At 73.4% G+C, this 22,657-nt stretch carries 25 protein-coding genes, 1 tRNA gene and 1 pseudogene; 9 read left to right on the top strand and 18 right to left on the bottom strand.

Going from position 1 to position 22,657, the window contains the following annotated elements:
• Window positions 1-159: 159 nt before the first annotated feature.
• The 6 genes and pseudogenes from Q7L73_RS13685 to Q7L73_RS13660 form a co-directional block, all read right to left on the bottom strand.
• A pseudogene (locus Q7L73_RS13685) lies at window positions 160-905 on the bottom strand (integrase core domain-containing protein).
• Window positions 906-1,548: 643 nt separating this feature from the next.
• Window positions 1,549-1,995: a TfoX/Sxy family protein gene (locus Q7L73_RS13680; RefSeq protein WP_304694161.1), complete on the bottom strand. Its 447-nt coding sequence runs from the start codon at window positions 1,993-1,995 to the stop codon at window positions 1,549-1,551.
• A 383-nt stretch (window positions 1,996-2,378) separates the two neighbouring features.
• A complete protein-coding gene (locus Q7L73_RS13675) occupies window positions 2,379-3,452 on the bottom strand; it encodes a hypothetical protein (protein ID WP_304694162.1) in 1,074 nt (357 codons plus the stop codon).
• Entirely contained in the window at window positions 3,433-4,029 is a 597-nt protein-coding gene (locus tag Q7L73_RS13670) for a DUF6036 family nucleotidyltransferase (protein ID WP_304694164.1), read from the bottom strand. The genes Q7L73_RS13675 and Q7L73_RS13670 overlap by 20 nt, the downstream gene beginning before the upstream one ends.
• A 45-nt stretch (window positions 4,030-4,074) precedes the next feature.
• On the bottom strand, window positions 4,075-4,764 hold the full coding sequence (locus Q7L73_RS13665; RefSeq protein WP_304694166.1) for a helix-turn-helix domain-containing protein: 690 nt from the start codon (window positions 4,762-4,764) through the stop codon (window positions 4,075-4,077).
• 243 nt (window positions 4,765-5,007) lie between these two features.
• Window positions 5,008-5,081, bottom strand: a tRNA-Pro gene (locus Q7L73_RS13660).
• A gap of 54 nt (window positions 5,082-5,135) precedes the next feature.
• Between Q7L73_RS13660 and Q7L73_RS13655 the strand changes: the two genes are divergently transcribed.
• Window positions 5,136-5,606, top strand: a complete 471-nt coding sequence (locus tag Q7L73_RS13655) for an OsmC family protein (protein WP_304694168.1) — start codon at window positions 5,136-5,138, stop codon at window positions 5,604-5,606.
• A gap of 19 nt (window positions 5,607-5,625) precedes the next feature.
• On the opposite strand, the gene Q7L73_RS13650 is transcribed toward Q7L73_RS13655, so the two are convergent.
• Complete coding sequence (locus Q7L73_RS13650; RefSeq protein WP_304694170.1) at window positions 5,626-6,324, bottom strand: hypothetical protein; 699 nt, start codon at window positions 6,322-6,324, stop codon at window positions 5,626-5,628.
• A gap of 111 nt (window positions 6,325-6,435) precedes the next feature.
• Here Q7L73_RS13650 and Q7L73_RS13645 point away from each other — a divergent pair, with 111 nt between their 5' ends.
• Genes Q7L73_RS13645 through Q7L73_RS13635 form a run of 3 tightly spaced genes read left to right on the top strand, consistent with a single transcriptional unit; the run spans window position 6,436 to window position 7,145 of the window.
• On the top strand, window positions 6,436-6,714 hold the full coding sequence (locus Q7L73_RS13645; RefSeq protein ID WP_304694172.1) for a glutathione S-transferase N-terminal domain-containing protein: 279 nt from the start codon (window positions 6,436-6,438) through the stop codon (window positions 6,712-6,714).
• Window positions 6,715-6,727: 13 nt separating this feature from the next.
• On the top strand, window positions 6,728-6,955 hold the full coding sequence (locus Q7L73_RS13640; protein ID WP_304694174.1) for a PLD nuclease N-terminal domain-containing protein: 228 nt from the start codon (window positions 6,728-6,730) through the stop codon (window positions 6,953-6,955).
• Window positions 6,956-6,965: 10 nt separating this feature from the next.
• The gene (locus Q7L73_RS13635) at window positions 6,966-7,145 is read left to right on the top strand and encodes a helix-turn-helix transcriptional regulator (RefSeq protein ID WP_304694176.1); all 180 of its coding nucleotides are present in this window, start codon (window positions 6,966-6,968) and stop codon (window positions 7,143-7,145) included.
• Here the strand turns inward: Q7L73_RS13635 and Q7L73_RS13630 are convergent.
• Window positions 7,085-8,170: a YbhN family protein gene (locus Q7L73_RS13630; protein WP_304694178.1), complete on the bottom strand. Its 1,086-nt coding sequence runs from the start codon at window positions 8,168-8,170 to the stop codon at window positions 7,085-7,087. The two genes, Q7L73_RS13635 and Q7L73_RS13630, sit on opposite strands and share 61 nt — an antisense overlap.
• A gap of 195 nt (window positions 8,171-8,365) precedes the next feature.
• Window positions 8,366-8,677, bottom strand: a complete 312-nt coding sequence (locus Q7L73_RS13625; protein ID WP_304694180.1) for a hypothetical protein — start codon at window positions 8,675-8,677, stop codon at window positions 8,366-8,368.
• A gap of 112 nt (window positions 8,678-8,789) precedes the next feature.
• On the opposite strand from Q7L73_RS13625, the gene Q7L73_RS13620 reads away from it, so the two are divergent.
• From Q7L73_RS13620 to Q7L73_RS13610, 3 genes are read left to right on the top strand one after another with little or no spacing between them, the layout of a single operon-like run.
• Window positions 8,790-9,107 (top strand): excalibur domain-containing protein, encoded by a 318-nt coding sequence (locus Q7L73_RS13620; RefSeq protein WP_304694182.1) that lies wholly within the window; start codon window positions 8,790-8,792, stop codon window positions 9,105-9,107.
• 34 nt (window positions 9,108-9,141) lie between these two features.
• Window positions 9,142-10,902: a protease pro-enzyme activation domain-containing protein gene (locus Q7L73_RS13615; protein ID WP_304694184.1), complete on the top strand. Its 1,761-nt coding sequence runs from the start codon at window positions 9,142-9,144 to the stop codon at window positions 10,900-10,902.
• Window positions 10,903-10,917: 15 nt separating this feature from the next.
• Window positions 10,918-11,283: a hypothetical protein gene (locus Q7L73_RS13610; RefSeq protein ID WP_304694186.1), complete on the top strand. Its 366-nt coding sequence runs from the start codon at window positions 10,918-10,920 to the stop codon at window positions 11,281-11,283.
• Between the two features lie 92 nt (window positions 11,284-11,375).
• On the opposite strand, the gene Q7L73_RS13605 is transcribed toward Q7L73_RS13610, so the two are convergent.
• The 6 genes from Q7L73_RS13605 to Q7L73_RS13580 all read right to left on the bottom strand — a co-directional run bounded on the left by Q7L73_RS13605 (window position 11,376) and on the right by Q7L73_RS13580 (window position 15,030).
• Window positions 11,376-11,999 carry a DUF1707 domain-containing protein gene (locus tag Q7L73_RS13605; RefSeq protein WP_304694188.1) on the bottom strand — a complete coding sequence of 208 codons (624 nt, stop codon included), beginning with the start codon at window positions 11,997-11,999 and terminating at the stop codon, window positions 11,376-11,378.
• A gap of 245 nt (window positions 12,000-12,244) precedes the next feature.
• A complete protein-coding gene (locus Q7L73_RS13600; protein WP_304694190.1) occupies window positions 12,245-12,394 on the bottom strand; it encodes a hypothetical protein in 150 nt (49 codons plus the stop codon).
• An 80-nt stretch (window positions 12,395-12,474) separates the two neighbouring features.
• Window positions 12,475-12,909, bottom strand: a complete 435-nt coding sequence (locus Q7L73_RS13595) for a DUF1810 domain-containing protein (protein WP_304694192.1) — start codon at window positions 12,907-12,909, stop codon at window positions 12,475-12,477.
• Between the two features lie 3 nt (window positions 12,910-12,912).
• Complete coding sequence (locus Q7L73_RS13590; protein WP_304694193.1) at window positions 12,913-13,836, bottom strand: DUF5996 family protein; 924 nt, start codon at window positions 13,834-13,836, stop codon at window positions 12,913-12,915.
• A 70-nt stretch (window positions 13,837-13,906) separates the two neighbouring features.
• The gene (locus tag Q7L73_RS13585; RefSeq protein ID WP_304694195.1) at window positions 13,907-14,479 is read right to left on the bottom strand and encodes a hypothetical protein; all 573 of its coding nucleotides are present in this window, start codon (window positions 14,477-14,479) and stop codon (window positions 13,907-13,909) included.
• Window positions 14,476-15,030 carry an RNA polymerase sigma factor gene (locus Q7L73_RS13580; RefSeq protein ID WP_304694197.1) on the bottom strand — a complete coding sequence of 185 codons (555 nt, stop codon included), beginning with the start codon at window positions 15,028-15,030 and terminating at the stop codon, window positions 14,476-14,478. The genes Q7L73_RS13585 and Q7L73_RS13580 overlap by 4 nt, the downstream gene beginning before the upstream one ends.
• Before the next feature lie 121 nt (window positions 15,031-15,151).
• On the opposite strand from Q7L73_RS13580, the gene Q7L73_RS13575 reads away from it, so the two are divergent.
• Window positions 15,152-15,850 (top strand): hypothetical protein, encoded by a 699-nt coding sequence (locus Q7L73_RS13575; RefSeq protein ID WP_304694198.1) that lies wholly within the window; start codon window positions 15,152-15,154, stop codon window positions 15,848-15,850.
• Between the two features lie 3 nt (window positions 15,851-15,853).
• Here the strand turns inward: Q7L73_RS13575 and Q7L73_RS13570 are convergent, their stop codons facing one another.
• Both Q7L73_RS13570 and lysS read right to left on the bottom strand, forming a co-directional pair.
• Window positions 15,854-16,711 (bottom strand): calcium-binding protein, encoded by an 858-nt coding sequence (locus Q7L73_RS13570; protein WP_304694199.1) that lies wholly within the window; start codon window positions 16,709-16,711, stop codon window positions 15,854-15,856.
• Between the two features lie 97 nt (window positions 16,712-16,808).
• Window positions 16,809-20,195, bottom strand: a complete 3,387-nt coding sequence (gene lysS / locus Q7L73_RS13565) for a lysine--tRNA ligase (RefSeq protein WP_304694201.1) — start codon at window positions 20,193-20,195, stop codon at window positions 16,809-16,811.
• 137 nt (window positions 20,196-20,332) lie between these two features.
• Between lysS and Q7L73_RS13560 the strand changes: the two genes are divergently transcribed.
• Window positions 20,333-21,805 (top strand): amino acid permease, encoded by a 1,473-nt coding sequence (locus Q7L73_RS13560; RefSeq protein ID WP_304694203.1) that lies wholly within the window; start codon window positions 20,333-20,335, stop codon window positions 21,803-21,805.
• Here the strand turns inward: Q7L73_RS13560 and Q7L73_RS13555 are convergent.
• A complete protein-coding gene (locus tag Q7L73_RS13555) occupies window positions 21,802-22,635 on the bottom strand; it encodes an SDR family NAD(P)-dependent oxidoreductase (RefSeq protein ID WP_304694204.1) in 834 nt (277 codons plus the stop codon). The genes Q7L73_RS13560 and Q7L73_RS13555 overlap by 4 nt on opposite strands.
• Between the last annotated feature and the right edge of the window lie 22 nt (window positions 22,636-22,657).

The following is a 22,657-nucleotide window of genomic DNA, read 5'->3' as shown; positions in this document are numbered from 1 at the left end:
CGGTCTGGCAGGAGATCACGCAGCGGGCGTCTCCGCCGTATGACGATCGAGTACGTGCGAGACGCCTCCCGCGCCCGCAGTCGCCGGGCCTCCCGGCCGCTCGAGTGCTTGAGCGATGCTCGAGTCAGGCTGCGAGAGTCCTTCTCACGATCTGCCGCGCTAGCTGTAGGTCCCGAGCGGGTTGTTCGTTCGGGTGATGGGTGGTTTGTGGCCGAGGGCTGAGTGTCGTCGGTGATGGTTGTAGTGGTGGAGCCAGCCGTCAAGGTGTGCGGTGCGGTCGGTGCTTGATGCGTAGATCGCGCCGTAGGCCCAGCTGGTTTGGAGGGTGCGGATGAAGCGTTCGGCTTTGCCGTTGGTCTGGGCCGGTAGGGGCGGGTGCGGAGGTGGCGGATGCCGAGCGTGTGGCAGGCGATCTGGTGGATCGTTGAGCGGTAGGCGGAGCCGTTGTCGGTGATCAGCCGCTGAACGGTGATGCCGTAGCGGCGGTAGAAGCGGATCGCGCGTCTGAGGAACGCGATCGCGGTGGTCGCTTTCTCGTCGGGCAGGACCTCTGCGTAGGCGAGGCGGCTGTGGTCGTCGATCGCGACGTGCACGAATTCCCAGCCGGTCTGGCGGCGCCGGCGGCCGGCGGCGTCGGTTCCCGAGATCGTCGACAACGGCTTGTCGAGCAGCTCGGCGATCTCCGGGCCGGTGAACCGGACCCGTCGCAACGCAGCGATCGCCTGGACCGTCTCCTCGCTGGTGCGGTTAGCGACCCGGCTCGCTGCCGAGGACCGATCGACCAGTCCGCCAGGCCCCTCGGCCCGATAGCGCGCCAGCCATTTCGAGCAGGTACGGCCGCTCACTCCGGCCGCTAACGCGGCCTCCGCAAGCAGCCACCCCAGCTCGACCACCCGCCTGACCATCGTGCGTCGCTCCTTCGGGCCGAGCGGCGCGTTAGCGTGCAACCTCGTCCGGTGCTCCTCCTTGGCGGTCTGGCGGCCTCGAGAACCACCAGCCTCCAAGGAGGCCCGGATGAACAACCCCCTCAGGAACTACATCTAGAGGCGCCGAAGCAGTCCCAAATCCAAGGTGAACCTGTGACGGCGGGCGCCGCCGTAAGACGCCTCGCCCGAGTGCCGGATACGTCTAGAGGCCAAACGCAGCGTAGAACGTGATCCCCACCGCGCCGCCGCCGCGGATCTCGATGCGGCATCTCTCCCGCGCATAGCCGCCAGAGCCGGGAGGCCCGACGATCTGCTCTATGCACTGCGCCTGACCGCGCGGGGCACTGTACGTCCCGGAGCAGTCCCCCGAGCTTCTCCGCCTATCACCGCACGACCGGGCGAAAGACCGGGCGAACCGTCGCGCATCACGACAGGCGTACGCGTCGCCGCGAAGAACGATCCGCTTACCGCGATCGACACCGAAGAAAGTCGATGTGTCTGGAGGTCTGCAACTCCGTGCTCTGCCACTAGCGTGCGCAGGGGAGGTCGCTGAAGCCGCAAGCACGAGCGCGGACAGGGCGATGAGCGATGCGGCTCGCACGACGAGTGGCACGGCTTCACCTTACCTTCCGGCGTGTCGCACGACCACTCCCTGGGAGATCGCCGTAGCGGCCGGCGTCACGCGGGCCGCGCTACGCCGCGGTCGCCACCGCCTCCCTACCGCTTGCCGCTCTGCCAACGGGTTTCGACGGCAGCGTTGCGACGAAGCCGAGCGCACGCTCGACCCAGCCGCGCAGCGCGGCATCATCCGCGCACCCAGCGGGTCGACGTAGACCGTGCCTCTCGACGCCCGTCTCTGAAGGTCCATCAGGCGCACGTGCGGATCGGCCAACGCGGCGCTCGCTTGCGCCTCGCCCAGTCGCACCACCAGGGTGTCGCCCAACACGCCGCAGACGAGGTTGCCGTTCCACAGGAACGACAGCCCGCCGAACATCCGCCGCTCAGAGATCCCGTCCAGCCCGCTGAGGAGGGCGCGCAGGCGGCTCGCCAGCTCCTCGTCGTAGGCCATCCTCGGCGCAGCCTAGCCCCGAGCGCGGACCCAATGGACCGCGCCGCCGTCGACAGACAGACTGGCGAGAACGGTCACGAGCGGGGAGCGAGCCAGCGCGGGGACACGCCGCCCGGCCGGCGCCTCTCCATCCCGGGCCCCGTGACCGGTGCCGAGCGGCGACAGCGATGGTGCAAGGGGCGGCTACGAGCGAGCATTCGCCGATCCGCGCATGCCAGCGGGCTTCGACGCGACACCACTCCTATCCACGACAACACTCTCGGCACTTCGATCCAGGGAGAAGAGTCAGGCGCGCCCGCACCACCCCCAACCGCCGGTGCCACTGGCGATCGGAGCAGCTCGCACCCTGCCGATCAGGTACGAGCGATCGGCAAGCTCGCCGGTTACCGGCCCAGCCGCTCGACGGCGCCGGCGGAGCGCTTGGCCTGCGGGCGTCTTCGGGCCGGCTGAAGAGCCGGACCGCTGCCGCCGAGCGCGCCCAGCGCGGACGCCACGGTCCGCTCAACCTCCGGCCAAGCAAGCTCGACCCCAGGGTTGACTGCGACCTCGACGCCCGCGATCGACAGCGGCGGCGCGATCGTCTCCAACAGGTCCCGCGCCCGGCTCGCTCGCATGTAGTCCGACAGCTCCTCGCTCTCGACGTCGCGCAGCCACCGCCGGACTCGCACCAGCGCACCGAGCAACTGCGACCACGCGCGCGCCTCGGGAAGCTGCTCCGCGTCGAGCCCGAGCAGCGCGGCCCACGCGCCGCGATCGATCGCGAACCGCTGACCACCGGCGCCGCGGACGGCTGGGACGACTCCGCCCTCCTGCAGCGCTCCGACCGCATCCAGCACGTTGCGCCGCGCATAGCCGGCACCGGCCCCGAGATCGGCCGTGCTCATGCTCGGCGCCGCACTCGTCAGCAGCAGGCGGACGACCTCGGCCCGCGCGCCGAGCCCGAGCACCTGCCGCAGCCGGAAGGCGAAGTTGATCGGCGCTCGCAGGTCCGGCGCCTGCGACTTCCCGCTCGGCTCGACCGGCGGTCGCACGAGCCCTGCCGAGAGGAACGACGGATCCGGCTCACGCATCGGAAAGCCGCTCTCGGTGAACAGCGGCACCGGCTCGCCGGACGGCTGCGGCTGCCGTCGACCTCTCAGACGAGCGCGGGGCCGGTGCGCGTCGAGCCACGTCAGCGCACCGTCGACCAGCCGTCTGTCCTCGGGATCGACGGCGAAGCTGCGCAGGCGCCGCACGCTCACCAGCGGCTCGTTGCGCAGCAGCCAGTCCAGCAGCTCGTCGAACAGCCGCGGATCGTCTCGCGCGACCTCCAGCGTGAAGACGACCAGCGCCTCCGGATCCTCAGCCCACGGACTCCGGCGCGGCGCCGACGCGAGCACGCCCATCTGCGCCCACTCCGACCAGGCGAAGTCGAGCAGCGCCGCGTCGAGTGATCTCCTAAGCGGAGAGATCGGCATCCTCGACTCCGAAGTACTCGAGCGCGCGCTCCAGCATCTCGCGATAGCCGTCCGACGGATCGTGCGTGAGACTCCAACGCGCCGCCGCGATCAGCTCGTCGCGGGTCGGGGACAGCTCGCGGAGATCGGCCGCATGCTTGCCGGGCGTGCTCGCGTCAACCGCCGCATAGAGCTTGAAGTGGATCTGATCGAAGCGCGAGGCGAACCGAACCGTCAGCGCCGGCCCGTACTCGCGCACCTCGACCCGTTCGGCGAAACCCTCCGGCAGTCCGAAGTCCATCAGGCCCGCGGGTCCGCTGTTGAGCCAGTCCGCCGGCAGGCCGAAATCGCGCGCCACCCGATCGCTCGCCTCGACCAAAGCCGGCGGCAGGGGATCGGCCGAGACAAGTGACCCGCCGGTCCGCACGGCCAGCACGTCGACGTCCTTCGTCGCCCGCGACGCAAGGCCGAGCACCAGCAGCGCTGAGCCACCGACTACGACGACGTCAAAGGCAGCGCCGGCCGCCGCCAACTGCTCGCCGAGGGCGCGAAGGAGAGAGTCGGCGCTCTGAGTCGAGGTGATCGGGATGTTAGACATCGCGAACGAGGATGTTAGACATCCGCAAGTGGACTGCCAACCGGATCAGCTTCTGAGCGACGCCAGCGCCCGGACCGCCTCGCGACGCGCACGCGGCTCGTCGCTCTCCAGCAGGTCGAGCAAGACGGCGGAGCGAGGCGCGCGTTTCTCTCCGTTGGCCCGCAACGCGTTCCAGATCTCGTCGGCGACCCATCGGATGCGCACCGGCCCGGAGCCGGGGGTGAGGGCGTGTCGTTGCATCATCGCCTCGCGCCGACCGGCTGACGCATAGACCTCCACCGCCGACGGCTTCCCGACCAGTCGGACCACGGCACCGGCCGAGGCGCCCGTGAGCAGCACGTCCGGTCGAGCGGCGATCCGTCTCAGCTCCGACGGGTGGGCGTCGAAGTCCTCGAGAACGGCTCGCGCTCGCAGGCGAGGGGCGGCCTCGCTCAGCGCATGCTCTCGCAGCCACGCTCGGGCACGCGTCCGGTAGCGCGGGTGCTGCACGACGCGATCCGCGGCCTCCTCGTCGCCGGACGCGAGCAGCAGCACCGCCCACGCCAGCGACGCCGACAGCGGCCGCCCGCTTCTCGCGGGCAGCCGTCGCATGCGCTCCACCGCTCTCGGATCGACCCACCAGTCCCGCCCGCGCTTGATCGCGGGCAGTCGTCCGCCAGCAATCTGCTGGCGGACCGCGACCGGCGAGACGGCGAGCCGCTGCGCTGCCTCGCGCACCGAGAGAGGGTCGATCACGACCAGAACCGTAGCGCTAGAGAAAGGATTCTGTCCGATGTCGTCAGGTCGAGACCTTGCGCGCTGCCTGTCCCGGTCGTCGCGAGCCTTCGGAGATCCGTCTTGCCCTGCGAACGGACCGAGACCACCCCACAAATCTGAGACCACCTCCCGCCCCCCGCCGCGCACCCCAAAACGCGCCTCTTGGAACCTTGAGGCCCGAAAAACGCCCGCAAACGCCGGTACTACAGGGGATCCGTCTAGTCGGGGCGCCGGGATTCGAACCCGGGACCTCTCGCTCCCAAAGCGAGCGCGCTACCAGGCTGCGCCACGCCCCGCAACCTTGTCGAGTATACGGCCGTTCGGCGCGGGGGCTACCGTCTCTGGACGGTATGGGCAGAGTGCACACCTATGCGACCACCACGCGGTGGCAGGGATCGACGGGCGTCGGGTACGACGGATACGAGCGGGCGCACGAGGTGAGCGCGGAGCCGGTGGCGGGGGAGCTGGGGCTCTCCTCGGACCCCAGCTTCCGCGGCGATCCGGCGCGGCTGAACCCGGAGCAGCTGCTGGTGCTGGCCGCTTCTTCCTGCCAGTTGCTGAGCTTTCTCGCCGTCGCGGCGCGGGCGCGGGTCGACGTCGTCGGCTATGAGGACCGGGCGCTGGGGGAGATGCCGGAGGACCTGCGGCCGATGCGGGTGGCGCGGATCGTGCTGCGGCCGCGGATCACGATCCGGGGTGTGATCCCGAGAGACACACGGCTGCTGCACTTGGTCGAGGTGGCGCATCGGGAGTGCTTCATCGCCAACTCGCTCACAAGCGAGATCGAGATCCAGCCGAGCTTCGTGCGGGCGCAGGGGTGACGGCGGGCGGGCGCCGCGATCAGGCGCCCGACTCCCAGGCGACCATCCGGTCGCCCGACGCGCGGCACCGTATCGAGCCGTACTCGTAGCCGCTGTCGACCAGGCGGCAGGTCCACGCGCGCACGCGCCAGCGACCGCCTCGGCCGGGCGATTTCCTGAGGCTGTCGAAGGCGTGGAGCGACAGCCAGCGTGCGAAACGGCAGTCGGTCCGGCGTGCGGTCACGCCGAAGATGCCAGCACCCTGTATCTGCAGGCTGGTCCAGCGGCTGCCGTCGAAGTTGCCGCAGTTGCGCAGGCGCGGCGCCGGCCGCGGCTGCGGTTGTGGGACCGGCTCCGCGCTGGCCGGCGGCAGGTCGACCGGGTCGCAGGCCTCCAGGTCCTCGCCGACTGCACGCGGGACGGCGATGTCGTCGCAGGAGGCGTCGGGCAGATCCTCGCCGCTGTAGAAGACCTTCCAGGCGCCGTCGGTGAAGGTGACGATCGAGGGGCGGCCCTCCGACGCGCAGGCAGCGCTGTCAACGTCGGAGATCAGCGCCCAGCCGTCCTGGACGGTCGACACCGTCACGGTGAGGCAGGCGGCGGGACGGCCGTCGGTCGCGACGATCGCGGCGCGCTCCTCCGGCGTCGCCAGGCGGGCGGCCGAAGCGGCGGGTGCGGCGACGGCGGCGGTGACCGCAGACAGCGCAATCGCGACAGACGTGATGACGAGCTTGCTCACGGGTACCCCCTGGAATCCGGTCGGAAGCGGACGGCGGTCGAACGCCGTGATGAGTTTCGCAGTCCGCGCCGGTCCCAGCCTCACGAGATCCGAATCGAGAGGGAGGACGCGATGCCGACGCTCTACGTCTGCCACGGCGACGACAGAGGAGCGCAGTTCCACCCCTGCGCCAGAGTGCAGAAGGCCCTGCGGGAGAAGGGGATCGCCTACGAGAGAGTGGTCGCCGCCAAGGGCAACCCGATCCCGTTCCTGCGCAAGGGCTCGCGCGAGAACGTGCGCGCGGCGACCGGCGACACGAAGCTGCCCGCGCTCGTGCTCGACGACGGCACGGCGCTGATCCACTCGAAGGCGATCACGCGCTGGATCTCGCAGCAGCCGGCGCAGGCGTAGACTCGTCTGGCAGATGCCGCGGCCGAACGGAAAGCGCAGATGGAGCGAGCTGTCGGGCCGGCAGCGCGGCGGGCTCGTCGCGGCCGGCATCGTCCAGCTGAGCCTCAGCGCCGCGGCGCTGCTCGACCTGCGGCGCCGCCCGGCCGAGCAGGTCCGCGGCAGCAAGAAGCTGTGGACCGCGGCGAGCTTCGTCAACTTCGTCGGGCCGCTCGCCTACTTCACGTTCGGGCGGCGGCGCTGATCGCCGCCCGGTGATCGCGCGCGACAAGCGGCGCGCCACCGAGCTGGCCGCCGACGGGCTCACCAACCGCGATATCGCGCAGCGGCTGTTCGTCACCCCGAAGACGGTCGAGGTCCACCTCAGCGCCTCCTACCGCAAGCTCGGGATCGGCTCGCGGCGGGAGCTGGCGGGAGTGCTGGCGGTCGCGTAGGCGGGGTGCGCCGCGGGGCGGGTGCGGGTGCGTGCGCCGCGCGTGGTGCCGAGCGCGACGGCGCCGCCCAGCAGCGGGATCCAGAAGAGGATCACGCGGTAGACGAGCACGGCGGCGGCGGTCGCGGCGGCCGGCGCGCCGAACGCGACCAGCATCCCGATCAGGCCGAGGTCGATGCCGCCGACGCCACCGGGAATCGGCAGCAGGCCGCCGAGCTGGCCGACGAGGTAGCCGAGCAGGATCACGCTGACGTCGACGTGCGCGCCGAAGGCGTGGAAGGCCGCCCACAGGACGGCGTTGTCGAAGATCCAGTAGCCGAGCGCGCCGGCGATCACGAGCGGGTCGCGGCGGGCGACGATCGCGATCGCCTCGCGCGTGCCGGCGACGAGCGTGCGGCGGGCGCGCGGGAGCTTGCCTGTCGCGTCGGCGTCGCCCTCGCCGAGGCGGGTCAGCAGCACGACGGCCGCGATCGCGGCGACGGAGAGCGCGGCCGGGAAGGCGGTCAGCCAGAGCGAGACCGGCGGGCCGACGAGGCCGAGCGCCATCACGCTGCCGAGCAGCGCGACGGCGACGAAGTTGACCGAGCCCTTGATCAGGAAGAACGCGACCGAGCGGCGCGCGACCGTCTCCGTCTCGACTCCCTCGCGCGCCAGCGCCCAGCCGCCGTAGGCGAGCCCGGCGGCGCCGCTGGCGGGGACGATCGAGCCGATCGCGAGCGCCGACCAGGCGACCCGCTGCGTCGTCGCCCAGCTCAGCGTGCGGTCGCGGGCCTGCTTGAACAGCGGGCGGAACAGCAGCACGTACGAGCCGCACGACAGCACCTGCAGCGCGACCGCGGCCGCGACCCAGGTGGGGTCGGCGTGCGCGAGCCGGTTGCGCACCTCGCCGAGCCCGGGAGCGAACGCGGCGACGAGGCCGAGCAGCGCGATCAGCGCGCCGACCTTCAGCCCGCCGCGCACCATCCTGCTGCGCTCGAACGGACGCGGCGGGGCCTCGATCGCGCTGATGGCAGGGGCGGCGGGCATGCCATGCAGCCTCGCCGCCGCGGGCCGCCGCGACCAGCCGGAGGGCCGGTGGATGAGGGTGGGGACAACCGCCGTATCGCCTCGCATGCTGGTACAGACCGGCGACCGCGCGGAAACTGAGCGGTGGGGTGCGAGTGCGCGCCGGGGCGGGCGGGCGCGGCGGCGTCAAGGTGGGGGAGCGGCCGCCGGCGGCGTTCAGCGCGAACGGACGAAGGCGAGCGCCTCGCGCGCGAGCGGGAGCCACTCGGGCTCGCGCTCGGGGCCGAGCGAGACCCACTCACGCATCGTGCGGCTGCCCATCGAGAGCGGCTCGGCGCCGCCGGCGATCAGCTCCTGGCAGCGCTCGGCCGGCAGCTTCACGACCAGTCTGCCGCCGACGAGCATCGCGGCGATCTTGCCGCCGACTCTCACGCCGGGGCTGGAGCCGAAGCCAGTCCCCGCCGTCGTGCCGGGCTCGCGCAGCAGCTCCTTCGCCACCGTCGCGAACGCCTCTTCCGCCGTCGCCATGGGGCGGAGGCTACCGCGCCCCGGCTGCGCGGATGGTCGATCCAGTAATCGGCGCATCGTGGTCAGTCGGTCGTTTACGGTTCCTCGCCCCCTCAACGACCAAGGAGCGGTCATGCGGATCTTCACGACAGGACTCGTCGGCGTCGCGGCGGCAGGGCTGATTGCGCTCGGCGCCGGCGCGAGCGGCGCGGGCGCTGCGGGCGGCGGACATGCGGCCGACGCGCGGGCGGCGCGCGGACCGGAGGCGGGCGCTGCGAAGCGGCGCTGCCACCCGAACTACCGCGGCCGCTGTCTGAAGCCGAACGCGAGCGACTACGACTGCGCGGGCGGCAGCGGCAACGGGCCCTACTACGTCAGCGGCCCCTTCCGCGTGGTCGGCAGCGACCCGTACCGGCTCGACGCCGACCATGACGGGATCGCCTGCGAGTAGCCGAGCGCGGCGCGCGGGCGCGTAGGCTGCCCGTATGCGCCGGATCATCGCCCTCGCCTGCTGCGCGCTGCTGGTCGGCGCCGCGCCGGCGATCGCCACCAGACCGCACACGATCTCCTTCTACGTCGGGTTGAGACGGCCGGAGGCGGCCGCGCGGGCGGCGTTCACGGCGGTCTCCGATCCGGCCTCGCAGCGCTATCGGCGGTTCGACGGCGCGGGGGCGGTCGCGCGGCGGTACGGGGCGACGGCGGCGACGGTCGCGGGGCTGCGGCGGGCGGCGCGGCGGCACGGGCTGCGCGTCGGCGTCGACCGTTCGCGGCTGTTCGCGCGCCTCACCGCGCCGGTGCCGCGGCTCGAGCGGGCCTTCGGCGTGCGGATCGTCCACGCCTACGACAACGACACGCTCTCATTCGGCTGGACGGTCGCCGGCGGCGCCGCGCCCCGCCCCGCGCGCGACCTGCGGCCGTGGATCCGCGAGATCGTCGGCTCCTACACGCGCTCGCAGCGGAGAACGCCCGGCGCCGCGGCGCGGGCGAGCGGCGGCGGCGCGCGTTCCGCCACGCGGGCATCGGCTCGCGGCGGCGCGGGCGCCGCGGCGCGCGCGAGCGCGACGAGATCTCCCGCGCCCGCCAACGCCGGCAGCTGGACCGGCGGCTGCAGACAGGCGCAGGCGACCGGCGCCTACGCCTTCGGCCAGGTCCGCACCGCCTACGGGCTCGACGCGCTCGGGGCCGCGCCCGGCCGCGGCGGGCGGGTCGCGATCGTCAACGTCGGCGAGGGGATCGCGGCGCAGGACGTCGCGATCGGCGCGCGCTGCTTCGGGCTGCCGTCCCTGCGCACGCGCACGCTGCTGACCGACGGGCAGAGCAGACCGTTCGGGCGCGGGACGCTGGAGCCGCAGGAGGACCTCGCGCTCGCGCGCGGGATGGCGCCGGGGCTCGCGTCGGTCACCTTCGCGCAGGCGTGGCTCGCCGCCGAGCTGTGGTTCCTCGCGCCCGTCGCGGTGCTCGACGCGCCCGGTCTGCCGGACGCGCTGTCGATCTCCTACGGCCAGTGCGAGCGGCAGATCCGCGCTGCCGGCGCGCCGGCCGTCGCGCGCGCCGGGGCGGAGCTGATGGACAGCGTGCTGGTGCGGCTCGGGCTCGCGGGCGTGTCCGCGTTCGCCTCCGCCGGCGACTTCGGCTCGACCTGCAACGGGCAGCCGTTCGCCGGCGTCGCCTGGCCCGGCTCGTCGCCGTACCTGACCGCGGTCGGCGGCACGCGGCTCGTGCTCGACGCCGCCAACGCGCGCGTCGACGAGGTCGTCTGGAACGACCTGCCGTGGCTCTCCAGCGACGACGGCGGCGGCGCGGGCGGCGGTGGGCTGTCGGCGGTCTCGCCGCGGCCCGCGTACCAGCGCGGCCTGACCGCCGTCGCGGGCGCCCGTCGCGCCGTGCCCGACCTCGCCGCGCACGCCTCGATGCTGCCGGGCTGGCCGGTCAGCATCTCGACCAACTGGGTGCAGGACGGCGGCACGAGCGCCTCCGCGCCGCTGCTGGCCGGCGCCTTCGCCGCCCTGAGCGCCCGCGAGCGGGCCGCCGGTCGCGCGCCGCTGGGCCCGGTCAACGGGCTCGTCTACGCGCTCGCCCGCGCCGGTGCCACCGCGCCGCTGTTCGACATCGTCAGCGGCGACAACCGCTACCTCGCGAAGGTGCCCGGCCACACCGCCGCGCCCGGCTACGACCTCGCCAGCGGCCTCGGCGTCCCGCGCTTCGACGCGCTCGCGGCGGCGCTGGACGCGCGCGCCGGCGGCTGAACTACGCTGCGTCGCATGGACGACGAGGGTGTGCGGGCGCGGCTGAGAGCGGCGCTGAAGACGGCGATGAAGGAGCGCGATCGGGCGGCTACGGCGACGCTGCGGTCGGCGCTGGCGGCGCTCGACAACGCGGAGGCGGTCGATCCCGCCGGGGCGGGGCTGGCCGAGGTCGAGCATGAGCGGATCGCGGGGACCGTCGGCGGGCTCGGGGCGGGCGAGGTGCCGCGCGCGACGCTTGACGAGGAGGGTGCGCGGGCGGTCGTGCGGGCGGAGGCTGACGAGCGCCGCGCCGCCGCCGACGACTACGACCGCGTCGGCGAGGCCGAGCGGGCGCAGGCGCTGCGGGCCGAGGCCGCGCTGCTCGACGAGCTGCTGGGGTAGGGCGCCGCCGGGCGCGCGGGCCGCGCCGGGCGGACTGCGACGGCGGGCGGGCGCGCGGCGGGCCGGCGGACGCGCGGCGGCGCTTGCTCGGGCTAGGAGGAGCCGCCGCCGCGGAGACGCGCGGCGAGGCGTTCGCGGAGGCGTCTGGCGCGGACTCTGACGTCGCCGAAGACGGTCGAGCCGGTCAGCACGATGCGCGGGGCGCCGGCGGCGGCGTCGAGGCCGGCCTGCTGCTTGACGTCGCCGAAGAAGGCGCGGCCGCGCAGGTCGACCAGCACGCCCTCGGGCACGAGCAGCTCGATGTCGCCGAAGACGCTGCGCGCGTCGATCGCGATCTCGCCCGCGGGGACGCGCGCCTCGCGCAGGTCGAGCACGACGTCGCCGAAGACGGTGCTCCAACCGCTGCGGGCCGGCAGCTGCCACGGTCCGGAGCGCTTCAGGTCGCCGAAGACCGAGCTGTTGCCGGTGAGCGGGCCGGCGGGGACGGAGGCGGGCGCGGCGGCGCCGGGTGCGGTCGTGCCGACGAGCGCGGCGTCGGCCGGCGGCAGGTCGATCGTCGCCTGCTCCAGCTCCGCGCGGGTGCGTGAGCCGGCGACCGATTCGACGCGGTCGGCCAGCTCCTCCAGCGTCAGACGACCCTCGCCGGCGGCGAGGCGCAGGCGCTCGATCGTCTGCTCGCGCTCGGCGTCAGAGGCGCGGATCTCGGGGGAGGACACGGGCTCACCCTAGCGCCGCAACGGCGAGCGGCGCCGGGAGCCGGAGCCGCGCATGGGGAGGGGCGAGGGGCGCAACGAAGGGCGGCGCCGGGAGCCGGCGCCGCGCATGGGGAGGGGCGAGCGGCGCCGCGGATGAGGTGCGCCGGCGCCGCGTCGGGGAGGGGAGGGCGCCGGGCGGCGCCCGTCAGATCGGCTCTGCCCGCGGCGTTGGGGACACGGGCGCCGCGGGCAGAGACGCTTGTGGCCTACTCGCCGTCGTGGCGGTAGAACGCCGCCGGCGAGGAGCAGTGCGGGTTCTCGCAGACGTACGTGCCGGTCTCATTGGCGTGGAGGTGGTACGGCGCCGGCTTGAAGGGGGTGAGCGCGTTCAGCAGCGCGTTGGCAAACAGCTTCATGGTGGGGGGCTTTCTTCGGTTGCGACTGTGGTGGTACGTACGAAGGTACGGACCGATCGCTGCCGCGATTGTGAGGGTGATCACCCCGCCAGCAACGCGACCGTCGCCGGGTCCGGCAGGCCGCCGTTGAAGCGCTCCAACAGGCGCGCAAACAGCTCTTCGGCCGGGTCGGCGCGGGCGAACAGCGTCATCGAGGAGCGCAGCTTGAGCGCGTCGATCGCGCCCAGCACCTGCTCCGAGCCGGCCGCTCCGGCGCCGCTCAGCAGCGCCGCGCAACACTCCCGCAGCCGCGGGCCGAGCAGCGGGTGCAGCAGGTACGCGCGCGCCTCCTCCAGCGAGCCGATCGCGTACCGCTGCGCCATCTCGCTGCGGCCGAGCCCGGCCAGCTGCGGGAAGACGAACCACATCCAGTGACTCGTCTTGCGCCCCGCGCGCAGCTCCGCGAGCGCGCGCTCGTAGACGCCGCCGGCCTCCTGCGCATCGACGAACCGCTGCAGGTCGGCGGCGCCGGGCATCCGTCAGCGGATCGGCGGCGGGCTGCCCTCGGCGCTCGCGAGCAGGCTCGGATCCCAGTCGCAGACGGAGCAGGAGTGGCGCAGGGCGGAGCGGGCGAAGGCGAGCACGCAGGCGTGCGGATCGTCGGAGGCGACGACGTCCTCCCAGTCGAGCAGGTACTCGCCGAGGGCCGGCTCCCAGCGCGCCGGGGTCGGCTCCAGCTCGCCGTTCTCGAACCCGGGGGGAGCGGGGTGGGCGTAGGCGTAGAACGCCGCTCTCGGGTATCTCGCGTCGCCCGGCCACCAGCCGATCGCGACCTCCTGGCTGTCCATCGCGTTGCGCATCAGGTAGTCGTCGGAGGGCGGCGCGGCCGGCTGGCCGGAGAAGAGGTTGACCGCGAGGTCGAACGAGCCCCACCAGGCGTTGACCGGCGTCTGCCGGCCGCGGAACGGGGCGCGGAACTCGGCCAGCGCGAGCGCGACCCGCGTCGCCGCGGCGAAGTGGGTCGCGACGTGCGCCGGGTCGTAGGTGCGGTGCTCGTCGTCCGCGTCGAGCGGGACCGTCCACGTCACCTCCTGCGGCGTCGGGTCGATCCGCACGTCACCGGCGAGGCCGCGGATCCCCTCCAGCAGCTCGCGCGTGACCTCGCCGACGGGGCGGTCGGGGCCGAGCGGGACGCGCACGGCGCGGCCGTCGGTGTGCTCGGCGACCGCCTCGTGGTTGCGCAGGTCGAGCGCGGCGACGAGCGCGCCGGAGCCGTCGGGCGCCGGCAGCAGCGCCGTCTCCCAGCCGCGTGCGGTCAGGTGCAGCGCGACGTGCTGGAACTGCGGCTGCGGCGGCGCGAGCGCGACCGCGAGCTTGCCGAGCACCTGCGTGTGGGCGTGGACGGTGTCGATCGTCGCGCCCCACGCCTCGAAGGGCGGCAGCGCGGGCCAGGAGGAGGGCATGCATCGACCATACCCGCGCTGCAGAGGGACGTCCCCGCGCGGCGCGCCCCGGGCGCGCCGCGCGGTCGTGTCACCCGGCGCCCGGTCCCGCGACCTCGGTGCCGAGGAACTCGTCGCTGATCGTTCTGTTGCGCACGGCCTCTCTGCCGATCCAGCAGGTCCAGCGGGTGCCGTTCGCGTTCTGCGAGCGGCAGCCGCCGACGACCGTTCTGTCGTCGCCGACCGCCGGCTCGACGGTGCCCTTCCAGGCGCCCGGCGCCAGCTCGCCCTGCGGCGCGCGCGCGAGCGTGCAGTCGAACTCGACCCCCTCGCGCACGACCGTGCAGGTCGGGTCGGTGCCGGCGAGCGCGAGCGTGCCCTGCGGCAGCGAGCGGGCCGCCTCGCCGGAGGAGAAGAGCGCGTTCGCGGCCAGCGCGACGCCTGGGATCGCGATCGCGCCGGCGAGCACGCTCGCGATCACGGCGCGGCGGCGGGCGGGGGAGCGGCGGGCCGGGCGGCCGGCGTCGGACGTGGCGGACGCGAGGTCGGCGGGCGCGCGGCTCGCGGCGGGGGCGCCGTGGGCGGCGAGGTCCGCCGCGGTCGCGGCGTGGAGGTCGTCGCCGAGGCGGGCGAGACGGGCGTCGATCGGGTCGGGCGCGGTCATCGCGACTCCTTGGAGGTCGAAGAGAGGGTGGAGCGGAGCGCGGCGAGGCCGCGGTGGACGCGCACGCGCGCGGTGCCGCTGCTGGTGCCGAGCGAGCCGGCGACGGCGTCGTAGTCGAGCCCGTCGAGGACGCGCAGGCGGACCGCCTCGCGCTGGGCCGGCGGGAGCGTGTCGAGCAGCTCGTCGGCGCCGTCGGCCCACGACTCGTCGGGGCGGACGGTCGCGCCGCCGGGCGCGTCGAGCCGCTCGCGCAGGCCGAGCCGCTCGGTCGCGCGGCGCTCCAGCGCGCCGCGGCGAATCGACATCAGCAGCACGTTGCGGGCGATCCCGTACAGCCACGGTGCGGCCGAGCCGCCGGCCTCGTCGCGGAAGCGGGCGCGCACGAGCCACGCCTGCGCGAACGTCTCGGCGGTCAGGTCGAGCGCCGCCTGCTCGGAGCGGGTGCGGCGCACGAACCAGTCGTGCAGCGGCCGCGCGTAGCGTTCGTACAGCTCGCGGAAGGCGTCCGGATCGCTGCGCGCCCGCGCCAGCAGCGCGGCGTCGCTGGTCATGGTTGGAGAGGGTGACATCAGCGGCTTCATTGCGCGGGGCGGCGCCGGCGTTACACGTGCCGGTGTTTGGCGCGTCGGCGGCGCTGGCAAGGCTGCTGCGATGCGAGTTCTTGCCATTGCCTTGTCCTTCACCGCCGTCACCGCCGTCACCGCGGGCAGCGCCTCCGCCGCCACCTGCCCCCAGCAGGGCCAGGAGCTGCAGCGGGCGTGGAGAGGAGCCGTGTTCCTCAGAGACGGGGCGCTGTGGGGCTGCACCGCCTTCTTCAAGGACGGCGACACCGTGACGCGCAAGCTGGGCGCGTGGGGCCGCGGCTCGCAGGTCGCCTTCGACGGCCGCTGGGCGACCTGGACGATCCGCAGCGGCAGCGGCAGACGCATCCGCGACCGCCTCACCAGCGTCGACGTCGGCACCGGCGCCGCGACCTTCTCCAACGCCGCGCCGGTCCCCGGCGGCGACCTCGACGACGGCCGCGTGACCGCGCTCGCCGCCGCCTCCTACATGGCCGCCTGGGTGACCGCGAAGGGCACGATGGTCGCGGCGGTCCCGGCGCAGCAGCGCGGGCCGCGGACGGTCGGCGCGCGCGGCGGCAACGGCGCCGGGCTCCAACAGCCGCTGCGGACGGTCGGCACGCGCGTGATCGTCGGCCGCTGGCCCGGCTCCGCGGCGGCCGCGGCGCGCACGCTCGACGTCGTCAACGCCGGCGGCGCGGGCGACGACTGCGGCGGCATCAGCACCGCCGTGGCGACCGTCCGGCCCGACGCCGGCGCGCCCCGCGCCGGCGTCTCCTGGGACCTCCGCTTCAGAACGGGGAACTGCTGAACGTCAGACGTGCTCGGCGCCGTCCTCCGACGGCGCCTCGGTCGCGCTCTCCTGCGAGTCGGACTCGGGCACGGTCCGCGTGACGCGCTCGCAGGAGCCGTTCGGGTTCTCCGGCGTGGCGTCGGTGATCACGTCGTAGACGTCGGCGATCACGCGGTCGTCGCCGTCGCCGCAGGTGATCTTGTCGACCTCGCCGTCGTAGGTGTGGAACGTGTCGTTGCCGGCACCGCCGATCAGCGTGTCGCCGACCGGGTCGCCGGGGCCGGTGACGTCCTTGCGCGACAGCGCCCACAGGTCGTCGTTGCCGTCGCCGCCGTCGACCGTGTCGACGCCCTGGTTGGCCATGATGCGGTCGGCCCCGGCGCCGCCCGTGATCGTGTCGTCGTCGAAGCCGCCGGAGATGAAGTCGCGGCCGTTGCCGCCGCTGATCGTGTCGTTGCCCTTGCCGCCGTGGAGGCGGTCGCCGCCGAACCAGAACCAGCCGCGCGGGCGGAAGCCGCGGTGCGCGGCGGAGGCACCGGCGCCCGGCCCGACGTCGCCGCCTCTGATCGTGTCGTTGCCCGGCCCGCCGAAGACGGCGTCGCGGCCGAGGCCGCCGTCGAGCACGTCGTCGCCGCCGTTGCCGGTGATCAGGTCGGCGCCGAGACCGCCGAAGATCGTGTCGTTGCCGAGGTTGCCGCGCAGCACGTCGGCGCCGGCACCGCCGTCGATCTGGTCGTCGCCGGCACGGCCCATCACGCGGTCACGGCCTGCGAGGGCGCTGATCACGTCTGGCTGGCTCGTGCCGAGCAACCGCTCGCCGCGGTCGCTGCCGGTGATCGTGGCCGCTGAGGCGGCGCTCGGCAAAGCGATCGCCGGCACGATCGCAACGAGCGCTGCGGCGAAAGCAAAAGGGCGTCGGGGCATTTCGGGGCTGCCTCCAAGTCGAGGGACGCCCCATCAACCCCGTACTCAGATCTTAAGTTGCGGTGGCGCCGGCCGGCGGGTCATCGCCCGCCGCGACGGCCGCCCGCACCGGCGGCACGAACAGCCGCCCGACCAGCGGCAGGTCGAGGAAGCCCTCGACGCTCGCGTACAGCAGCGCGACCTTCGGCAGCTCGCCGACGTCGTCGATCACGATCGAGCGCGGCAGCCACTGCGGGCCGAACTTGGCGTTGAAGTCGCGCAGCGACTGGATCTGGAAGTAGGGGTTGAGGCCCTTGGCGACCCTCTGCTCGAAGCGGCCGAGCCAGCCGGCGTCCTCGGCCGAGTCCAGCAGCCGGCCCCAGGCGGCGAAGTTGAGCGACAGCCGTCTGACGCCCTGCGGGCCGAGCTGCAGCGCGGCGTTGGCGATCAGGTACTCGGTCAGGCCGTTGGCGGAGCCGAGTCTGCGCCGCATCAGGTCGAGCGAGTAGCCGGGGTCGGCGCCGTAGGCCGGCACGAAGCGGAGGAAGCCGGCCGGCGCGCCCGATCTGTCGCGCGCCAGCGCGATCACGAAGTCGGGATCGTCGCCCTTGACGTCCTCGCCCAGCTCCATCGTGAAGCCGCGCTCGCCGGAGCCTCTGCGCCACTCGGCCGAGATCGCGTTCAGCTGCGCGACCAGCTCGGGCGACGCTCTGTCCTCGCGCAGCAGCTCGAACGTGTGGTCGCGCCCGACGCGGTTGACCGCCTCGCGCACCGGCTTCATCGCCTTGCCCTCCAGCGTGAAGGTGTCGCAGCGCAGGATCGCCTCGTCGCCGAGGTAGATCGCGTGCATGCCGCGCTCCCGATACAAAGGCGCGTCTGCTTCGCGCACGGCGAGGAAGGCGACGCCCCAGCCCTGCTCGTGGCAGTGGGCGAGGAACTCGTCGAGCACGCGCGCGCGCTCGCGCGGCGGGCCGATCGGGTCGGCGGCGACCATCGCGTAGCCGCGCACGTAGGCGTAGGCGATCAGCGAGCGGCCGTCGCGCGAGAAGAAGTAGCTCTTGTCGCGCCGCAGCGCGAAGTAGGCGAGCGTGTCCGAGCCCCACTCGCGCACGATCGCCTGCGCCCGCTCGCGCTCGCCTGCGTCCGGCGGCGTGCGCTGAACGAGCGGCCGGAACAGCAGGTAGAGCAGGATCGCGAGGCCGGCGATGCCGAGCGCCAGCAGCGCGTCGGCGAAGAAGTCCTCGAACAGGTCGCGGTGGAAGGTGTACGGGCCGCTGGCGCCGACGAGGCCGCCGAAGATCGTCCGCAGCACGCCGCCCGCGCCGAGGTGGGGCGTGACGTTGTTGGCCTGCGTCAGCAGCGAGACGACGCCGAAGACGAGCACCGCGCCGACGTAGAGCGGGATGAAGGCGAGCGCGTCGACGAACGAGCCGGGGTCGCCCTTCGCCTCGAAGTCGTGGCGGTACCAGACGAACGCGAGCAGCATCGCGAGATTCGCGAGCGCGGCGACCGGGTCCGGCCCCTTCAGCACGTGCACGATCGTCGCGGCGCCGAAGAGGCCGATCGCGATCCACCAGGCGCGCCGCTTGCCGCGCGCGATCTGCCGCGCGACCGCGATCAGCGCGACGCCGAGCACGACCGAGATGACGAAGGTGGTGGCGCGGCCGGGCCGCTCCAGCAGCTCGCCGATCCCGAACGACCAGTCGGCCAGCGGCAGCGACGGCAGCAACGACAGCAGGCCGACGAAGGCGGTCAGCCAGGCGAGCGGCTTGAGCGAGCGCGGCCGGCGCGTGACCGGGACCGGCGCCGGTGCCGGCGCGCGCGGCGCGTCGGGGATCCCGTCGCCGTCGGTGTCGACGTTGTCGGCCAGCGGCGCGCCGATCGCGTGCAGCGCGAGCGAGTCGGGCGCGGTCGCCGTCGCGGGCGCGTGCTGGCCGCCGCCCTCCTGCGGGCGCAGCGTGGGGAAGAGGATCACGTCGCGGATCGACTCGACGCCGGTGATCAGCATGATCAGGCGGTCGATCCCGATCCCGAGGCCGCCGGTCGGCGGCAGGCCGTACTCCAGCGCCTGCACGTAGTCGTCGTCGACCGGCTCGGCCTCCTCGTCGCCGCCGGCCTGCTGGCGCGCCTCGTAGGCGAACCGCTCGGCCTGGTCGACGGGGTCGTTCAGCTCGGAGTAGGCGTTCGCCAGCTCGCGCCCGGCGACGACCAGCTCGAAGCGCTCGGTCAGCAGCGGGTCGTCGCGGTGCGTGCGCGCCAGCGGCGAGATCTCCTTCGGATGGTCCATCACGAAGGTCGGCTCGATCAGATGCGCCTCCGACAGCTCGTCGCAGACCTCGGAGAGGATCTTGCCCGAGCCCCACACCTCCAGCCACTCGACGCCGAATCTGTCGGCGATCGCGCGCGCCTCCTGCACCGGCATCGACGGATGCATGTCGACGCCGCCGTACTCCTTGATCAGATCGATCATCGAGGCGCGGCGGAAGGGCGGTCTGAGGTCGACCTCGCGCTCGCCGACTCTGACGATCGTGGTGCCGTTGGCGGCGAGCGCCGCCTCGGAGACGAGCGTCTCCGTCAGCTCCATCATGTCTCTGTAGTCGCCGAAGCTCTGGTACGCCTCCAGCAGCGTGAACTCGGGGTTGTGGCGAGTGTCGAGCCCCTCGTTGCGGAAGACGCGGCCGATCTCGAAGACGCGGTCCATCCCGCCGACGAGCAGCCGCTTCAACGGCAGCTCCAGCGCGATCCGCAGGCTCATCTCGATGTCGAGCGCGTTGTGATGCGTCAGGAACGGCTTCGCCGAGGCGCCGCCGGCCTGGCTCAGCAGGACCGGTGTCTCGACCTCGCGGAAGCCGCGGTCGAGCAGCACCTTGCGGACGGCGGAGATCGCGATCGAGCGGGCGCGGAAGACGTCGCGCGCTCTCTGGTTGACGACGAGGTCGACGTAGCGGCGGCGATAGCGCGCCTCCGGGTCGGTGAGGCCGTGGCGCAGGTCGGGCAGCGGCCGCAGCGCCTTCGACAGCAGCTCGAAGGAGGCCAGCTCGACCGTCAGCTCGCCGGTCTGCGAGGCGATCAGCTCGCCGCTGACGCCGACCCAGTCGCCGAGGTCGAGCGCGGCGAAGTCAGCCAGCGCGGCCTCGCCGATGCGGTCGCGCTCGGCCAGCAGCTGGATCGTGCCGGTCTCGTCCATCAGGTCGGCGAAGTCGAGCCCGCCGTGGCGGCGCAGCGCCATCACGCGACCGGCCAGCTTGACCGTGCGGCCGGCGCGCTCGCCGGCCGCCAGCGCGCCGTGGCGGCCGTGCAGCTCGGCGGCGGTCGCGTCGCGGTCGAAGCGGACCGGGTAGGGCTCGATCCCGCGCTCTCGCAGCGCGTCGAGCTTCGCCAGCCGGCGCTCGCGCTCGGCGTCTTCGAAGGCGGCGCCGCTCGCCGGCCGCGCGTCTGAGGTCTCGTCCGTGGCGCCCATAGCGGGGTGATGCTCCTCGCCGGATCGGACGGCGTCAAGCGCCGCCGCCTTCGCTGGCAGGATTCCGGGGCGAAACCGCTGCAGGCGGACTGCGCTGGTCAAGTGCGGGCGCCTGCGGTCGATCGGAGTCTTCAGAGATGCCCCAACCCGACCACCTCGACGCGATCGTCGCGCAGGCCAAGCGCGACCGCAGCCGCCTCAACAGCGGCGCGATGGGCGCCGGCTCGCTGACCGCGCTCGGGATCGCCTCGGTCGTCGGCGCCGGCATCTTCGTCACGACCGGCGCCGCCGCCGCGCAGTACGCCGGGCCGGCGGTCGTCTTCTCGTTCCTGCTGGCCGGCCTCGCGGCCGCCGTGACCGCCCTCTGCTACGCCGAGATGGCGGCGATGATCCCGGCCGCCGGCTCGACCTACTCCTACGCCTACGCGACCTTCGGGATCTTCCTCGCCTGGTTCATCGGCTGGGACCTGCTGCTCGAATACCTGTTCGCGGCCTCGACGGTCGCGGTCGGCTGGTCGGGCTACTTCGACGCGATGCTGCAGTCGATCGGCATCACGCTGCCGCACTCGCTGACGAACGCGCCGTTCCAGGACGACGGCGGCGTGATCAACCTGCCGGCGATCCTGATCGTGCTGCTGACCTGCGGCCTGCTGTGGGCCGGCACGCGCGAGTCGGCGAAGGCGAACAACTGGATGGTCGCGCTGAAGCTGAGCGTGCTGGTGCTGTTCGTCGGCTTCGGGATCTTCTACGTGACGAAGTCCAACTGGGAGCCGTTCATCCCCGACAACACGGGCCACTTCGGCGACTTCGGCATCACCGGCGTGCTGCGCGCGGCCGGCGTCGTCTTCTTCGCCTACGTCGGCTTCGACGCCGTCTCGACGGCCGCCGCGGAGGCGCGCAGACCGCAGCGGACGATCCCGATCGGGCTGATGGCGACGGTCGGCGTCTCGACGTTGCTGTACGTGCTGATCGGGATCGTGATGACCGGCATGGTCGACTACCACCGGCTCGACGTCGCCGACCCGATCGCGGAGGCGGTGCGCGCCGCCGGGCCGTCGCTCGGCTGGCTGGAGAGCGCGGTCTCGATCGCGGCCGTGATCGGCCTCGCCGCGACCGTGCTGGTGACCTTCTACGGCCAGACGCGGATCTTCATGCGGATGGCCTCCGACGGGATGCTGCCCGACCGGCTCGGCGCCGTCGGCCGCTTCAGAACGCCCGGGACGGCGACGCTCGTGTGCGCGGTCGCCGGCGGCCTCTGCGCCGGCTTCACGCCGATCGACGTGCTCACCAACCTCGTCTCGATCGGCACGCTGCTGTCGTTCGTGATCGTCTCCGGCGCCGTGCTCGTGCTGCGCCGCCGCCGGCCCGACCTCGAGCGCCCCTTCCGCGTGCCGGCGGTCAACGTCGTCGCGCCGGCCGGGATGATCTCGGCCGCGCTGCTGATCGCGCTGCTGCCGGTCACGACCTGGATCCGCCTCGCCGTCTGGCTGCTGATCGGCCTCGTGATCTTCTTCGCCTACGCCAAGCCGCGCTCGACCGAGCGGATGGCCAGGCTGGCGGCCGCGACGGCCGCGGGCTCCGACGCCGAGCCGGCGCCGGCCGGCGACTAGCGCGCGAGCAGCTGCTCCGAGCGCTCCCACAGCGCGGTCGCCAGCTCGGCGTCGTAGGCCTGTCTGTTGACGCGCTTGGCCGGCTTGCGCTTCTCGTAGTAGAGGCCGGGCTGCCAGTCGGCGCCCGCGCTGCCCGCGGCCAGCCAGACGAGCTGGTCGGCGCCCTTCTCGGGCGTGATCAGCGCCATGCGGGCGAGCGGGTTGTGGGTGAAGAAGCGCATCACGCGGCTGGTCGTGCCGCTGCCGAAGCTCGACGCGACGTTGCCCGGGTGGAAGGCGACGGCGGAGATGCCGTCGGCGTGGTGACGGCGGTGCAGCTCGCGCGTGAAGAGGATGTTCTCCAGCTTGGCGGCGCCGTAGGCGCGGATCGGCGAGTAGCTGCGGTCGTGGTCGAGATCGTCGAGGTCGAGCCTTCTGGCCGCGATCCGCGCGGCGACGCTGGAGGTCTGCAGCACGCTCGCGTCGGAGGCGATCAGCTTGCCGAGCAGCAGTCTCGTGAGCAGGAACGGCGCCAGGTGGTTGATCTGAAAGGTCTGCTCGAAGCCGTCGGCGGTCTTCCGGCGGTCGCCGAAGACGCCGCCGGCGTTGTTGGCGAGCACGTCGATGCGGGGGCAGGCGGCGTCCAGCTCGGCGGCGAGCGTGCGCACCTCGTCAAGCCGCGTGAAGTCGGCGACGAAGCGGTCGGCGCCCAGCTCGCGCGCGACGGCGTCGGTCTTCTGCGGCGAGCGGCCGACGATCACCACGCGATGGCCGTCGTGGTGGAGCCGGCGCGCGGCGGCGGCGCCGATGCCGTCGCTGGCGCCTGTGATGACGATCGTCTTGGTGGTCATGGCTGGACAGTATATGACGAAC

Source organism: Conexibacter sp. CPCC 205762, assembly GCF_030646155.1.
Taxonomy (GTDB): Bacteria; Actinomycetota; Thermoleophilia; order Solirubrobacterales; family Solirubrobacteraceae; genus Conexibacter.
Note: the sequence above shows the minus strand (reverse complement) of the source record. Positions and strands in the feature narration are given on the sequence as shown.

Bases quoted from the DNA above. Each gene is read 5' to 3' on its own strand.
- Q7L73_RS13585 (WP_304694195.1), bottom strand. From the start codon at position 14,479: ATGACCGCGCCCGACCCGATCGACGCCCGTCTCGCCCGCCTCGGCGAC.
- Q7L73_RS13670 (WP_304694164.1), bottom strand. From the start codon at position 4,029: ATGTCTAACATCCCGATCACCTCGACTCAGAGCGCCGACTCTCTCCTT.
- lysS (WP_304694201.1), bottom strand. From the start codon at position 20,195: ATGGGCGCCACGGACGAGACCTCAGACGCGCGGCCGGCGAGCGGCGCC.
- Q7L73_RS13555 (WP_304694204.1), bottom strand. From the start codon at position 22,635: ATGACCACCAAGACGATCGTCATCACAGGCGCCAGCGACGGCATCGGC.
- Q7L73_RS13615 (WP_304694184.1), top strand. From the start codon at position 9,142: ATGCGCCGGATCATCGCCCTCGCCTGCTGCGCGCTGCTGGTCGGCGCC.
- Q7L73_RS13625 (WP_304694180.1), bottom strand. From the start codon at position 8,677: ATGGCGACGGCGGAAGAGGCGTTCGCGACGGTGGCGAAGGAGCTGCTG.
- Q7L73_RS13595 (WP_304694192.1), bottom strand. From the start codon at position 12,909: ATGCCCGGCGCCGCCGACCTGCAGCGGTTCGTCGATGCGCAGGAGGCC.
- Q7L73_RS13610 (WP_304694186.1), top strand. From the start codon at position 10,918: ATGGACGACGAGGGTGTGCGGGCGCGGCTGAGAGCGGCGCTGAAGACG.
- Q7L73_RS13675 (WP_304694162.1), bottom strand. From the start codon at position 3,452: ATGCCGATCTCTCCGCTTAGGAGATCACTCGACGCGGCGCTGCTCGAC.
- Q7L73_RS13580 (WP_304694197.1), bottom strand. From the start codon at position 15,030: ATGACCAGCGACGCCGCGCTGCTGGCGCGGGCGCGCAGCGATCCGGAC.
- Q7L73_RS13645 (WP_304694172.1), top strand. From the start codon at position 6,436: ATGCCGACGCTCTACGTCTGCCACGGCGACGACAGAGGAGCGCAGTTC.
- Q7L73_RS13680 (WP_304694161.1), bottom strand. From the start codon at position 1,995: ATGGCCTACGACGAGGAGCTGGCGAGCCGCCTGCGCGCCCTCCTCAGC.
- Q7L73_RS13640 (WP_304694174.1), top strand. From the start codon at position 6,728: ATGCCGCGGCCGAACGGAAAGCGCAGATGGAGCGAGCTGTCGGGCCGG.
- Q7L73_RS13590 (WP_304694193.1), bottom strand. From the start codon at position 13,836: ATGCCCTCCTCCTGGCCCGCGCTGCCGCCCTTCGAGGCGTGGGGCGCG.
- Q7L73_RS13600 (WP_304694190.1), bottom strand. From the start codon at position 12,394: ATGAAGCTGTTTGCCAACGCGCTGCTGAACGCGCTCACCCCCTTCAAG.
- Q7L73_RS13630 (WP_304694178.1), bottom strand. From the start codon at position 8,170: ATGCCCGCCGCCCCTGCCATCAGCGCGATCGAGGCCCCGCCGCGTCCG.
- Q7L73_RS13560 (WP_304694203.1), top strand. From the start codon at position 20,333: ATGCCCCAACCCGACCACCTCGACGCGATCGTCGCGCAGGCCAAGCGC.
- Q7L73_RS13655 (WP_304694168.1), top strand. From the start codon at position 5,136: ATGGGCAGAGTGCACACCTATGCGACCACCACGCGGTGGCAGGGATCG.
- Q7L73_RS13620 (WP_304694182.1), top strand. From the start codon at position 8,790: ATGCGGATCTTCACGACAGGACTCGTCGGCGTCGCGGCGGCAGGGCTG.